Here is a 13,448-nt window from a genome sequence, read left to right on the forward strand (position 1 = left end):
AATGCAATAAGATTGTCGTTATTCATGGTGTATCCTCGTCTGGTCTTTTTCCTTATCCAGCAGGATACGCCGTTTCTTCTCCTTTACTCATACACCACAAATAAACATAGCTCGTTCTTGATTGGGAGCGTAGTTGATTACCTGCCTATCTTTAGTTGAACGGACAAAAGGGCTGCATTTCTCAGCCAATTATCAGGTTGCTTGCTGTTCCTCTATCCTTTCCTAAAATGAATTCTCCTCACCCTACAGTAATTGTCGGAGCGGGCTTTACGGGGCTTTTTACAGCGTTGCATCTGCGCCACCAGCATGATCTTCGCTCGGTCATTCTAATTGATCCGCAAGAGCGGTTTGTCTTCAAGCCTCTATTGTATGAGCTACTGACAGATGAATTGACAGAAGATAGCGTTTGTCCGACCTATAAAGAGTTGCTGCAAGGTAGCAATGTCAGCTTTGTACAGGACAAAGTAGTGGCGATCGACCTGGGAGCAAAACATCTCATGTTAGCTTCTGGCTCAGACTATACGTATGCTCATCTTGTCCTGGCCGTTGGTAGTATTCAGGGATACTTGGGAACAGAGGGTGCACAGGAAAATGCTTTTGCCTTTCGGACACGAGAGGATGTAATTGCCCTGAAACACCAGTTACGAGAGTGCTTACAAAGCGCCAGCCAGATGAAAGATGAGGTGCAACGGCGATCGCTGCTGACATTTGCTGTAGTTGGAGCAGGCCCAACAGGGGTAGAAATGGCGGCAACACTGGCGGATCTATTGCCTTATTGGTACGCTCAACTGGGCGGCGACATGCGTGAAATTCGCATTGTCCTGGTCAATCATGGCAAGACAATTCTTGCAGGCGATGTTAATGCCGGTTTAAAGGAGAACGCTCTCCATGCTTTCAGAACTCGAACCGTGCCCGTTGAATTGATATTAGGTGTAAGCGTGAAGTCCGTTGATGCAGACCATCTGGAGTATCAACCTGCTGGCAGCACTGAGACAAAAATGCTGTTGGCCCAAACTACCATTTGGACAGCAGGGACTGCAGTGAACCCGCTCATTCAAACTCTCAAGTCCCAGATTCGTGCCGATCATCTAGACAAACATGGTCTACCGCTCGTCAGCCCAACTCTGCAACTGCTAGATTTTCCAGAAGTGTTTGCCGCAGGAGATTGCGCGGACGTGCAGCAGCAACCCCAGCCTGCTCTGGCACAGGTCGCATACCAACAAGGCGCGAGTATTGCGCATAATCTGATCATGCTGACCAACGGTGCATCCCCTAACCCAGCCCGTGTGAGTCTTCGCGGTACTCTAATGAAACTGGGATTAAACAATGGAGTCGCAAACTTATTTGACGAAGTGCAGGTGACAGGTAAACCCGCTGATCTAATCCGTAGTGCTGCGTATTTGGAACTACTGCCCACACCACTACATGACTTTAAGGCAACTACTGAATGGCTAAAGCAAGAAACTTTTCATCGCTACCACCGACCTAAATTGGAGTCGGAAACCGCTATAAAACACCCTCTCTCTCCTGTCGAGAAACGAGAGCGATCGCTCATCAAAGCGTTAGCTGTCGTCGCGCCAATCATCTTCCTGATTGCTGCTTATTTTGGTTTACGAACACCACCCTCCGAAGAACTCAGACAACCACAGTCATCAACTACGCAACCTGTTCCATAGTTCTATTACCAGGAGAACACGATGCCTCTACCGCTGTTGAATGACCAGAACCTTCCCTATCCAGATACTATTCATCCAATTATTGTTCATTTTGTAATTGCAATGGTATTTTTTTCTTATTTTTGTGATGTTACTGGTTATCTTAGCCGTAATCACCGTATGTTTGAAGTAAGTTGGTGGAATCTAGTTGTAGCATCAATTGCGGTTTTTGCTGCTGTAATTCTCGGTGAGTTTGAAGCAGGATTAGCACAACCCTATTCGGTTGTTCAACCTGTATTGAATTGGCACACCGTCAATGGCTGGTCAATTGCCGTGATTCTAGTTGTGATTACGGCATGGCGCGGCATCATTCGAGTGCGTGATCCACTAAAAGTACCCGTGGTTTACCTGGGTACAGCTACATTTTTGATGTGTCTCGTTTGTTTACAAGTTTATCTTGGTAGCTTGGTGGTCTGGGTGTATGGGCTGCATACAGTTCCTGTCGTTGAGGCAACGAGACAAGGGCTTCTAAAATGAATCCACAGTTAATTGACCAGTTAAAGCAATTGGGAATGGAACTAGGAATAAATGGATTACCCTATCGCTTTCCACTGCATCCTAACTTTGTTCATCTAACGTTAGGTTTATTTATTATTGCAATTGCTTTTGATTTTGCAGGCTCGTTGTTTCCATTAGAGCGCTCAGTGCTAAAGTTTTTCTCCATGCCAGTCAGCCGGTCTAACTTTTTTGACGTAGCATGGTACAACGCCGTCGCCGCATCCGTCATTACGTTTTTTACTGTGGCAGCAGGCTTTTTCGAGATGCTGCTGGCAAATCCTCCTGTAGACGTGAAGAGTGACTGGGGGTTGGGAGCGGGAACGACCATGCTGTTACATGGCGTTGGCGGAGTGCTGTTGCTCACTTTCATTGTGGCGATGACAATCTGGCGAGGATACCAACGATTTCGCTGGCGCAAAAATCATCCTCAACAGGTGCAGTGGAGCTATCTGCTGGTCGGCGTTTTCATCTTGGGTTATATGTTTGTTCACGGCACCTTGGGGGCGCAATTAGGAGCCGAGTTTGGTGTACATGGCACGGCTGCTGGGCTGATTCAGCAAGGTAAAAATCCCAATCAAGTTCTTCAGCCTTAAATGTGATTATCATGCGAACTTTTAACATTGTGCTATTGGCAATTTATGTTGGCGTGATCATTCTTACCAGTCATGCCATGGGACAGCAAGCCTATGATTGGCTCCCGATCGCCGCTGCTGTAGAAGCCGAACCGGTGGGCCATTTGTTTAGCTTTCTGGTGACACTAGGAACGATCGTCTTTCTAGCTGTATTTGGCGTACTGGTTTATTCAATCCTGTTCTACCGAGCCGCTAGCCAGGACACGAGTGACGCACCTCCCATTCGAGGCAATCTAAGGTTAGAGATTACCTGGACGGTGATTCCAATCCTGTTAGTGATCTGGATTGCCACTTATAGCTACAATATTTACCAGCGCATGAATACGCTCGGTGCCTTGCCCCTAGTCCATCTACATCTTTTAGGAACTCCCGCCTACGCTGCTGATACAGTCACTAGCGAAACGCAGCCTGCTGAACAAATTGAAGTAATTGCGAAACAGTGGTCTTGGTCGTTCCGCTATCCTAACCACAGTGTTACCAGTACGGAATTACATCTTCCCGTTAATCGACCCGTCCACTTAATGTTGCAGTCCGAGGATGTCGTACACGGCTTCTTTGTACCTAACTTTCGTATCAAGCAAGACATCATTCCGGGCCAGACGATCGCATTCAAATTTACTCCAAATCGCATCGGTCAATATCAACTACACGACTCTCAATTTAGTGGCACTTATTTTGCCCTCATGGAAGCAACTGTGTTTGTTGATTCTCCTGAACGTTACAGCCAGTGGTTGGCTCAAACCACGGTCCGTCCGCCTGTTGCGGCAGTGAATCTCGCAATATCTGAACACACTCAATCTCCCGCAACCCCAATGAGAAGCAATTGGCGCACTGTTCCACCTGCCCAGCCTTCCCTTGTAAACAAATAGCAGTGAACAATCAACATAAAAAGGTAAGTGATGACGAACATTCCTGTTGAAGGTACTGGTAATTCGCTCAAACCCGAACAAGTGAGCTGGAAACGCTATTTCAGCTTTAGCACCGACCATAAGGTAATTGGTGTTCAGTATCTCGTCACTGCCTTTCTCTTCTTCCTGGTGGGTGGCTTGTTTGCCATGATTGTGCGTGCCGAACTGCTCACCCCACAATTGGATCTCGTCGATCGCTCCTTATACAACGGGCTGTTCACGATGCACGGCACGATCATGATCTTCCTGTGGATCTTTCCGGCAAACGTGGGACTAGCAAACTATCTGGTGCCGCTGATGATTGGAGCGAGAGAGACAGCATTTCCAGTGCTGAATGCAATTGCCTTTTGGCTCATTCCAGTTGTAGGGGTCTTGCTGTTGTCCAGCTTTTTTCTGCCCAGCGGTGCAGCTCAAGCAGGTTGGTGGTCATATCCTCCCGTAAGCATTCAAAATCCGTCGGGGCATCTGATCAACGGGGAGTTCATCTGGCTACTAGCGGTCGCACTCTCTGGAGTATCGTCCATCATGGGTGCTGTAAATCTGATCACAACGATCGTGCAGATGCGGGCTCCAGGGATGACCTTCTTCCGGATGCCAGTTTACGTCTGGACGACATTCAGTGCTCAATTGTTACAACTGTTCGGGTTGCCTGCCCTGACAGGTGCACTGGTTATGCTGCTGTTCGACCTCTCCTTTGGTACAGATTTTTTCACCCCTTTCAATCAAGGTGATCCGGTAATCTACCAGCATTTGTTTTGGTTTTACTCTCATCCTGCGGTGTACGTCATGGCATTACCAGCCTTTGGCGTCTTCTCAGAAGTGATTCCTGCCTTTGCCCGCAAACCGCTATTTGGCTACAAGACTGTCGCTGTTTCCTCTCTACTGATTAGCCTCATTAGTACTTTGGTTTGGGCCCATCATATGTTTGCTAGTGCCACTCCCAACTGGATGCGAATCTTGTTTATGGCAACATCAATGATGGTGTCAGTACCAACGGGAATCAAAGTGTTTGCCTGGACTGCAACCGTTTGGCGAGGTAAGTTGCATTTCCAGACCCCGATGCTGTTTGCGTTAGGAGGTGTGGCAATGTTTCTGTTCGCAGGCATTACCGGAGTGATGCTGGCTGCTGTACCCTTTGACATTCACGTTAACAATACTCACTTTGTTGTTGGTCACTTTCACTACGTGGTGTTCAACACTGTCACAATGGCACTTTATGCTGGGATTTACTTCTGGTTTCCCAAAATTACCGGGCGCTTGTATTCTGAGGGGTGGGGCAAGCTGCACTTCTGGCTCACCTTCATTGGCGCAAACCTCAACTTCTTTCCCATGCATCCACTCGGCTTACAGGGAATGGTGCGCCGTATCGCGTCCTACGATCCGCAGTATACAGGATGGAATGTGGTTGCCAGCCTGGGAGCTTTTTTGTTAGGAATGTCTACCTTACCCTTTATTGCCAATATGGTCAGTTCCTGGTTACAGGGACGCAAAGCACCAGACAATCCCTGGAATGCTACCGGGCTAGAGTGGACAACCTCTTCACCACCGCCGATCGAAAACTTTGAGGAGATCCCAACCGTTACTTCAGAACCCTATGGTTACGGAGAATCTCACTGACGGATCGTCGACCTGTCCTCTATTTAGGGCATGCTTTAAAGCTCATTGGAAGGGTTATTTTTTCGTGTACTCGCACACAAAAATAACCTTTAAAGCAGACCTTAGATATCGTCATCAATTCTGTCTCAGGAACCCGTGATGCGAAACCCGATCCACTCAGGAGAGCCATCTTCAGATAATGACCACCTAATTTCCAAAGGGGATAATCTGGCTTTTGGTTTTCCGGTGTTTCTTCTATCGGAAAGTATCATCTTTGTTAGCTTTTTTGTCACCTATGCGCTGCTGCGTTGGAAAAATGCCAACTGGTTTCCACCGGGTGTTTCTGGATTAGACATTCCCAGAGCAACCATCAATACCGCAATTCTGCTATCCAGTAGCGTTGTAATTTATCTTGCTGAACGTGCCCTCGATCGACATCAGCTGATCAAGTTCCGTCGTTTGTGGTTACTAACTGTGCTACTGGGTATGATTTTTCTAATTGGACAAGCGATCGAATGGCGCAATATGCCCTTTGGTTTGGATTCAGGATTAGCAGGCGCGACCTTCTATCTGCTGACTGGTTTTCACGGGCTGCACGTTTTGACTGGTGTGCTCTTGCTGCTATACATGTATTTCCGTTCTCTGGTTCCCGGCAATTATAATGCTGGTCATCAGGGCGTGAGCGCAGTTTCCCTATTCTGGCACTTTGTTGATGTAATTTGGATTGTTCTGTTCCTATTGCTTTACATCTGGTAGCTATTTCCCATTCATCAAAGTTCAATTGGCTCTAACTCTTAAGTTCCTGTTTAACGTTGCAATCTTGGGTAGTTAGAAACCAGTTCATATTACATACTGCAATAAGTTAATATTCTCGCAAGTTTCAATATAAGAGCTATCAGTACATTTAAAAAATTAGAATTTCAGTTGCAGTAAAATCTCAACGTTGATTGAATATCTGCGTCTATAGGCGTGAAATTTATATTTCTGATTCGGCTTACTTCACATTAACAATAATCTAGGAAGTAAATAGCCATGCGTGCAGTTCGATTCGATCGCTTTGGTTCACCCTCAGAGTTACCGGTTCAGGATGTACCTAAATCCGAACCTCAAGAAAACAAAGTTTTGATCGAGATTCAAGCTGCCTCAGTGAATCCGAGTGATGTCAAAAATATCCAGGGCGCAATGAAAGGCATTAAAGCACGAGTGGTGAGTATGCCGTTTTTACAAACAAAAGGCTTTGAAGCTGACAGCTTCAAAAGACTCTTGATACCCGTCATCGTTTCTCTATCTTTAGGAATTCAAAACCAGTCAGTTTAAATTTTCGGCTGACGCAACTCATGTTAATTCAACAAGGATATGAACCAATGGTTACTGTACAAGTATCGCAAATAAAGAATTCTTTGCAAGCGTTACAATCCTACGGGCAGTCTGTCTGGTTAGACTATATTCGACGTAGTCTAATTACCAGTGGTGAACTCCAGCAGTTGATTGATGAGAATGGTTTGCGAGGTGTGACTTCGAATCCTTCAATTTTTGAAAAAGCGATCGCAGGCAGCACCGATTACGATACAGCTTTAAGTGTAAGTGAGCATACCCAAGATCGAGATGTCATGTCTCTGTACGAGTCGTTTGCCATAGCCGACATCCAGACAACTGCTGATATTTTGAAACCGATTTATGACCAGACCAATCGCCGGGATGGTTACATCAGTTTGGAAGTATCACCTTACTTGGCAAATGACACCGAGCGAACGATCTCAGAAGCCCGCCGTCTGTGGCGAGAAGTCGATCGCCCTAATTTGATGATTAAAGTACCTGCAACACCTGCGGGAATTCCAGCGATTCAACAACTGATCGGTGAAGGCATCAATGTAAACGTAACACTGCTGTTTGCTAAAGAGGTTTATGAGCAGGTTGCGAATGCCTACATCACAGGTTTAGAGATCCTTGAGGCAAAAAGAGGAGACATTAGCCGTGTTGCCAGTGTTGCCAGCTTTTTTATCAGCCGGATTGATACGGCCGTTGACAACTTGATTACGGCTCAACTCAAAGCTACTACAGATGCAGCGCAACGTGATTTACTCAAAGGCTTATTAGGTAAAGTGGCGATCGCCAATGCCAAGCTCGCCTACAAGCGTTACCAGGATATTTACAGCTCTAGCCGATGGCAGAAATTGACCCTGCAGGGCGCGCAGACCCAGCGGTTACTATGGGCAAGCACTGGTACGAAGAATCTCCAATATAGCGACGTGCTGTATGTAGAAGAATTGGTTGGTTCTGATACCGTGAATACCATTCCACCTGCTACGCTCTCCGCTTTCGGTGATCATGGTCATCCGAGGCCCAGTCTAACCGAAGGATTGGATGAGGCTCGATCGACAATCATAAAACTACAGCAAGCTGGAATTTCTTTGCAGCAAACTACAGATCAATTATTGGCACAAGGAGTAGAGCTTTTTCAAAGCGCCTTTGATCAATTACTGACTGCGGTTGAAAACAAGCGAACGGACATTCTTAGTACAAAGCTTAATCGTCTGACTTACAAACTATCTGATGCGTTGAATACCGCTGTTCAAACCTCCCTGAACGATTGGCAAGAGATCGGTAAGATTCGCCGCCTTTGGGCACAGGATTCAACGCTGTGGACAGGCACGGATGAAAATAAATGGTTGGGCTGGCTTGGTATTACGGAAGACCAACTGGCACACATTGACCACCTGAAGCAACTGGCGCAAGAAGTCCAAGATTTAGAATTTACTCATGTGTTGTTGCTGGGAATGGGCGGCTCGTCGCTTTGCCCAGAGGTCATGAAGCTCACCTTCGGCAACGTGCCAGGCTTTCCAAAACTGCTGGTTCTCGATTCCACTGATCCAGCTCAAATTAAAGCGATCGAAAACCAAATTGAGCTGCCCCGAACCTTGTTTATTGTGTCAAGCAAGTCTGGCAGCACACTGGAGCCAAATATTTTCAAACAATACTTCTTCGATCGCTTGCAACAAATTCGAGGGGCAGAATCGGCAGGTAACCGTTTTGTTGCCGTGACTGATCCTGGCTCTAAACTGCAACATATTGCTGAGGGCGATGATTTTCGTCATGTCTTCTTTGGGATGCCCAGCATCGGTGGCCGTTACTCTGCTCTCTCAAACTTTGGCATGGTGCCTGCGGCAGCAATGGGTGTGGATGTTGCTAGATTTCTGGATACAACTGAAGTCATGGTACATTCCTGTGCCTCGTCGGTTCCAGCGAAGGAAAACCCTGGCGTTGTGTTAGGAACAATTCTTGGTGTCTTGGCAAAGCAGGGACGAGACAAAGTAACGCTGATTACGTCACCAGGCATTGCCGACTTGGGTGCATGGCTAGAGCAACTACTAGCAGAGTCCACAGGCAAAGACGGGAAAGGATTGATTCCGGTCGATCAAGAGCCATTAGGAACTCCAGAAATGTATGGGAGCGATCGCATCTTTGCCTACATCCGCCTGGAATCTGCACCTGACGTTACTCAAGATACAAAGGTTGCAGCATTAGAACATGCAGGGCAACCTGTGGTGCGAATTTCAGTTGCTGATCCTTACCAGATCGGTCAAGAGTTTTTCCGCTGGGAAATTGCCACAGCAGTAGCAGGTTCCATCATTGGCATCCACGCATTCAATCAACCCGATGTGGAAGCCAGCAAAATTGTGACTCGTCAACTGACAGAGGAGTACGAAAAAACTAGAAAACTACCGCCCGAAAGTCCGTTTTTTGCAGCCGATGGCATTCAACTATTCACTGATTCAAAGAATGCAGCCGCATTAAAACAGGCTGTCGGAGAATCTGCAACGATAACCGATTATCTGCGTGCTCACTTAAATCGGCTCCAGGCAGGCGATTATTTTGCACTGCTAGCCTACATCGATCGCAATGACGCCTATCAAAAGCAGCTACAAGCCATTCGAGCAACCATTCGGGATGCTAAAAAAGTTGCAACCTGTCTTGGCTTTGGTCCGCGTTTCTTGCACTCCACCGGACAGGCTTACAAGGGTGGACCCAACAGCGGCGTGTTTCTCCAAATCACTTGTGATGATGCCATAGATATTTCTGTTCCTCAGCAGAAATACACGTTCAGCGTTGTAAAAGCCGCTCAAGCACGGGGAGATTTTCAAGTATTGGCAGAACGCGATCGACGAGCACTACGGTTTCATCTCGGCAAAGATGTTGAAGCGGGGTTAGCGGCATTGCGAACAGCGATCGAGCAAATTCTGTAGGTAATTCTGTACAGATAAAGTTGTTGATCAGGAATAGGTGAACACTGTCGTAATACAAATAAATCTTGCTCATCAACAATCCGTACTCGATGCAACCGAAAACCACATTGGAGAAATACAAATGCAACTTGGAGTGATTGGTCTAGGACGAATGGGTGCGAACATTGTTCGACGACTACTGCGAGATAAGCATGAATGTGTTGTGTTCAACCGTACACCGGACAAAGTGAAACAGTTGGAATCAGAGGGAGCAATTGGGGCATACACAATCGATGATCTTGTTCAAAAGCTCGACAAACCTCGTGTCATCTGGTTGATGGTGCCCGCCGGAGGTCCGACTGAACAAATGATGCAAGAACTGGCTGCAAAACTCGACTCAGATGACATCTTGATCGATGGTGGCAACTCTTACTACATCGATGATATCCGGCGAGCAAATGATTTGGCACAAAAGGGCGTTCACTACCTGGATGTGGGAACCAGCGGCGGAGTGTGGGGGTTGGAGCGTGGGTATTGCATGATGATCGGGGGACCGCAAGTGGCGGTTCAGTATCTCGATCCTATCTTTAAGTCATTAGCTCCTGGACGAGGTGAGATTCCGCGAACTCCCGGGCGGGAAAAGGTGAACAGCACAGCTGAGGAAGGCTATTTACACTGTGGAGCCAATGGAGCAGGGCACTTCGTCAAAATGGTACATAACGGCATCGAATACGGTTTGATGGCAGCCTATGCAGAAGGATTAAATATTCTGCATCACGCCAATGTGGGTAAACAGGAGCGAGCAACGAATGCCGAAACCGCTCCATTGCGAAATCCTGAGCACTATCAATACGACTTGAATCTGCCCGATATTGCAGAAGTTTGGCGACGGGGCAGCGTCGTTGCTTCCTGGCTGCTGGATCTAACGGCGATCGCCCTCCTCGAACAACCCGATTTAGCAACCTTTGGGGGTCGTGTGTCGGACTCAGGGGAAGGACGCTGGACGATCACTGCTGCTATTGACGAAGGCACTCCTGCCCCTGTACTCAGTGCAGCTCTGTACCAGCGGTTTAGCTCACGGGGTGAGAATGATTTTGCAGACAAACTGCTATCTGCCATGCGCTTCCAGTTCGGTGGACATCTGGAACAACATGCGGAGGCAAAATTATGACGGTCGTCACCGTACCTAATCCTCAAACAAAATCCCCAACTCGTCCGGCTACACCCTGTGCGATCGTCATTTTTGGAGCTGCTGGGGACTTAACCAAGCGCTTGTTAATGCCTGCTCTTTACAACCTGCGACGTAGTAATCTGCTGCCGCAGGAGTTCGCAATTGTGGGAGTTGCTCATACTCCTATGAGCCAGGATGACTTTCGCAGCAAGCTTAATCGAGATATTCACGAATTTGCAACGGTTGATGTAGATGATCAACTCTGGCAACAGTTTGAGCAACGATTGTACTATCTTCCCGGCGAGTTTCAGAATGCTAAAACTTACCAGCAGTTGCAAGAGCTGTTGACTCAGGTTGATCGAGACTGTGGTACACAAGGAAATTACCTGTTCTATCTGGCAACCTCCTCTAATTTTTTTTGTGACATTATCACTCAGCTCGGTACTGCCGGATTAGCGCGTGAGGACAATAAATGCTGGCGACGGGTAATTATTGAGAAACCATTTGGACATGACCTGGAGTCTGCTCGCACCCTAAATCAGAACATTAGCCATGTACTCGAGGAAAGCCAGGTTTACCGCATCGATCACTACCTGGGTAAAGAAACCGTCCAGAACATTCTGGTATTTCGTTTTGGTAATGGGTTGTTTGAACCGATTTGGAATCGAAATCATATTGACCATGTACAAATTACAGTGGCGGAAACAGTCGGTGTAGAAGGCAGAGGCAACTTCTATGAAGGGACAGGAGCAGTACGAGATATGGTGCAAAATCACCTGTTTCAACTGCTGACCATGGTGGCGATGGAACCTCCTGTCTCATTTGATGCTGATGCTGTACGCGATGAAAAGTCAAAGCTACTGAAGGCAGTTCAACCCTTTACGGCTGAGGCTGTGCAAAAACAGACCGTGCGAGGGCAGTATGGCGAGGGCGCAGTGAATGGAGAGATGGTACCTGCCTATCGATCGGAACCGCGTGTTGCTGCTGATTCCACCACTGAAACCTATGCAGCCTTAAAGCTCACTATTGATAACTGGCGATGGGCAGGTGTGCCGTTTTATCTGCGAACTGGAAAACGCCTGCCCAAGCGAGTGACTGAAGTTGCGGTTCAATTCAAACAAGTTCCTTCCCTCTTATTCCGAGATACATCGATTGATCACCTAACTCCCAATTTTCTAGTACTCCGTATTCAGCCGGATGAGGGCATTAACTTTCAGTTTGGTGCCAAGATTCCCGGCCCAACGATGCAGATGGGAGCCGTCAATATGAACTTCTGCTACGCCGATTACTTTGGCACAACCCCCAGTACAGGATATGAAACGCTACTCTATGACTGCATGATTGGCGATGCTACGTTATTTCAGCGATCGGACAACGTGGAATTGGGTTGGAGCATTGTATCGCCCATTCTTGACGCCTGGACAGCAACATCGCCTCAAAACTTCCCCAATTATGCCGCTAGTACCTGGGGTCCTAAAGATGCTGACGAACTGCTCTATCGTGATGGTCGGCGGTGGCGATCGATTAACTCATAAAAATAATCAGTGGAGACGTACACTTATGTCACTTACAGGCAAAAAGGTTGTCATCATTGGAGCGAGTTCTGGGATGGGGTTGGCTACTGCCAAAGCCGCAGCAGAGGCAGGTGCTAAGGTAATGCCGTTCTATTTTTGATGCAAAATGGTTTCACCACAGGAACAGTGCTGCATGTTGATGGTGGACATCGTTTGATTTGACGCAATTGTCTCTACTTTTTCCTATCTGATAAACACTTATCTTCAATCAATGAAGTAGTGTTTGTCGTTTATATTCTATTTCTAATTCCTCAGCAATTCTCGTAGAAGCATTGAAGGAGTGAACGCCAGATGGATCTTAAACTCACAGGTCACACGGCTCTGATCAGTGGCTCCACAGCAGGGATTGGATTAGCGATCGCGACTACCCTCGCTCAAGAAGGAGCAACCGTGATCGTCAATGGACGGACAACAGAACGTGTGAACAAGGCGATCGCTCAAATCAAACAAACTGTGACGGGTGCCAAACTTCAAGGGGTGGTAGCAGACCTCGGAACCCAGGCAGGAGCTTCAGAATTGTTTGAGCAAGTTCCAGAAGTCGATATTCTGATCAATAATCTGGGCATCTACGGCTCTCAAGCGTTTGGAGAAATTTCCGATGACGAGTGGATGAAGTTTTTGGAAGTAAACGTCATTAGCGGCGTACGGCTTTCGCGACATTATTTACCGTTGATGCTGAACAAGGCCTGGGGACGTATTATTTTTATCTCCAGTGAGTCTGCCCTAAACATTCCAGCAGAAATGATTCATTATGGCGTCACGAAAACCGCACAACTCGCACTTGCCCGTGGCCTGGCAGAGACAACGGCTGGCACCAATGTCACCGTTAATTCAGTGCTTCCTGGTCCCACTCGTTCGGAAGGGGTCGAAGGCTTTATTCAAGGATTGGCAAAAGATCAATCCATTACTCCCGTGCAGGTAGAGAAAGAATTCTTTGAGAAAACGCGGCCCTCGTCGCTGATCAAACGGTTCGCGGCACCGGAGGAAATAGCGGCGCTGGTTGCATTTGCCGCTAGCCCATTATCGTCTGCTACGAATGGTGCAGCCTTAAGGGTTGATGGTGGTCTAGTGCGATCAGTTGTATAAGTTTCATTCACTCAATTGCGTACCAACAATCAACAACCATTGTTT

Annotated in this window: 12 protein-coding genes; all 12 read left to right on the plus strand. The window is 47.3% G+C overall.

Features of this window, described 5'->3' with window-relative positions:
- Window positions 1–227 precede the first annotated feature (227 nt).
- A complete protein-coding gene (locus NDI52_RS22610; RefSeq protein WP_190789246.1) occupies window positions 228–1,676 on the plus strand; it encodes an NAD(P)/FAD-dependent oxidoreductase in 1,449 nt (482 codons plus the stop codon).
- Window positions 1,677–1,697: 21 nt separating this feature from the next.
- A complete protein-coding gene (locus tag NDI52_RS22615; protein ID WP_190775665.1) occupies window positions 1,698–2,192 on the plus strand; it encodes a DUF2231 domain-containing protein in 495 nt (164 codons plus the stop codon).
- Window positions 2,189–2,806 carry a DUF2231 domain-containing protein gene (locus NDI52_RS22620; RefSeq protein ID WP_190775664.1) on the plus strand — a complete coding sequence of 206 codons (618 nt, stop codon included), beginning with the start codon at window positions 2,189–2,191 and terminating at the stop codon, window positions 2,804–2,806. Before NDI52_RS22615 ends, NDI52_RS22620 begins: the two co-directional genes overlap by 4 nt.
- 11 nt (window positions 2,807–2,817) lie before the next feature.
- Window positions 2,818–3,714 carry a cytochrome c oxidase subunit II gene (locus NDI52_RS22625; RefSeq protein ID WP_190775663.1) on the plus strand — a complete coding sequence of 299 codons (897 nt, stop codon included), beginning with the start codon at window positions 2,818–2,820 and terminating at the stop codon, window positions 3,712–3,714.
- Between the two features lie 30 nt (window positions 3,715–3,744).
- A complete protein-coding gene (locus NDI52_RS22630; protein WP_190775662.1) occupies window positions 3,745–5,370 on the plus strand; it encodes a cbb3-type cytochrome c oxidase subunit I in 1,626 nt (541 codons plus the stop codon).
- A gap of 138 nt (window positions 5,371–5,508) precedes the next feature.
- Window positions 5,509–6,105 carry a heme-copper oxidase subunit III gene (locus tag NDI52_RS22635; protein ID WP_190775661.1) on the plus strand — a complete coding sequence of 199 codons (597 nt, stop codon included), beginning with the start codon at window positions 5,509–5,511 and terminating at the stop codon, window positions 6,103–6,105.
- 276 nt (window positions 6,106–6,381) lie between these two features.
- On the plus strand, window positions 6,382–6,666 hold the full coding sequence (locus NDI52_RS22640; protein ID WP_190775660.1) for a hypothetical protein: 285 nt from the start codon (window positions 6,382–6,384) through the stop codon (window positions 6,664–6,666).
- A gap of 47 nt (window positions 6,667–6,713) precedes the next feature.
- On the plus strand, window positions 6,714–9,593 hold the full coding sequence (locus NDI52_RS22645) for a bifunctional transaldolase/phosoglucose isomerase (RefSeq protein WP_190775659.1): 2,880 nt from the start codon (window positions 6,714–6,716) through the stop codon (window positions 9,591–9,593).
- Between the two features lie 121 nt (window positions 9,594–9,714).
- Window positions 9,715–10,743 carry a phosphogluconate dehydrogenase (NAD(+)-dependent, decarboxylating) gene (gene gnd / locus NDI52_RS22650; protein WP_190775658.1) on the plus strand — a complete coding sequence of 343 codons (1,029 nt, stop codon included), beginning with the start codon at window positions 9,715–9,717 and terminating at the stop codon, window positions 10,741–10,743.
- The gene (gene zwf / locus NDI52_RS22655) at window positions 10,740–12,278 is read left to right on the plus strand and encodes a glucose-6-phosphate dehydrogenase (protein ID WP_190775657.1); all 1,539 of its coding nucleotides are present in this window, start codon (window positions 10,740–10,742) and stop codon (window positions 12,276–12,278) included. The genes gnd and zwf overlap by 4 nt, the downstream gene beginning before the upstream one ends.
- 25 nt (window positions 12,279–12,303) lie before the next feature.
- The gene (locus tag NDI52_RS22660; protein ID WP_347280068.1) at window positions 12,304–12,417 is read left to right on the plus strand and encodes a hypothetical protein; all 114 of its coding nucleotides are present in this window, start codon (window positions 12,304–12,306) and stop codon (window positions 12,415–12,417) included.
- A 191-nt stretch (window positions 12,418–12,608) separates the two neighbouring features.
- Window positions 12,609–13,403, plus strand: coding sequence for an SDR family oxidoreductase (locus NDI52_RS22665; protein ID WP_190775656.1), 795 nt, complete (start codon window positions 12,609–12,611; stop codon window positions 13,401–13,403).
- The last annotated feature ends 45 nt before the right edge of the window (window positions 13,404–13,448 follow it).

It is taken from the genome of Leptolyngbya sp. PL-A3 (genome assembly GCF_039962325.1).
Classification (GTDB): Bacteria; Cyanobacteriota; Cyanobacteriia; order Elainellales; family Elainellaceae; genus Vacuolonema.

Bases quoted from the DNA above. Each gene is read 5' to 3' on its own strand.
- NDI52_RS22610 (WP_190789246.1), top strand. From the start codon at position 228: ATGAATTCTCCTCACCCTACAGTAATTGTCGGAGCGGGCTTTACGGGG.
- NDI52_RS22615 (WP_190775665.1), top strand. From the start codon at position 1,698: ATGCCTCTACCGCTGTTGAATGACCAGAACCTTCCCTATCCAGATACT.
- NDI52_RS22620 (WP_190775664.1), top strand. From the start codon at position 2,189: ATGAATCCACAGTTAATTGACCAGTTAAAGCAATTGGGAATGGAACTA.
- NDI52_RS22625 (WP_190775663.1), top strand. From the start codon at position 2,818: ATGCGAACTTTTAACATTGTGCTATTGGCAATTTATGTTGGCGTGATC.
- NDI52_RS22630 (WP_190775662.1), top strand. From the start codon at position 3,745: ATGACGAACATTCCTGTTGAAGGTACTGGTAATTCGCTCAAACCCGAA.
- NDI52_RS22635 (WP_190775661.1), top strand. From the start codon at position 5,509: ATGCGAAACCCGATCCACTCAGGAGAGCCATCTTCAGATAATGACCAC.
- NDI52_RS22640 (WP_190775660.1), top strand. From the start codon at position 6,382: ATGCGTGCAGTTCGATTCGATCGCTTTGGTTCACCCTCAGAGTTACCG.
- NDI52_RS22645 (WP_190775659.1), top strand. From the start codon at position 6,714: ATGGTTACTGTACAAGTATCGCAAATAAAGAATTCTTTGCAAGCGTTA.
- gnd (WP_190775658.1), top strand. From the start codon at position 9,715: ATGCAACTTGGAGTGATTGGTCTAGGACGAATGGGTGCGAACATTGTT.
- zwf (WP_190775657.1), top strand. From the start codon at position 10,740: ATGACGGTCGTCACCGTACCTAATCCTCAAACAAAATCCCCAACTCGT.
- NDI52_RS22660 (WP_347280068.1), top strand. From the start codon at position 12,304: ATGTCACTTACAGGCAAAAAGGTTGTCATCATTGGAGCGAGTTCTGGG.
- NDI52_RS22665 (WP_190775656.1), top strand. From the start codon at position 12,609: ATGGATCTTAAACTCACAGGTCACACGGCTCTGATCAGTGGCTCCACA.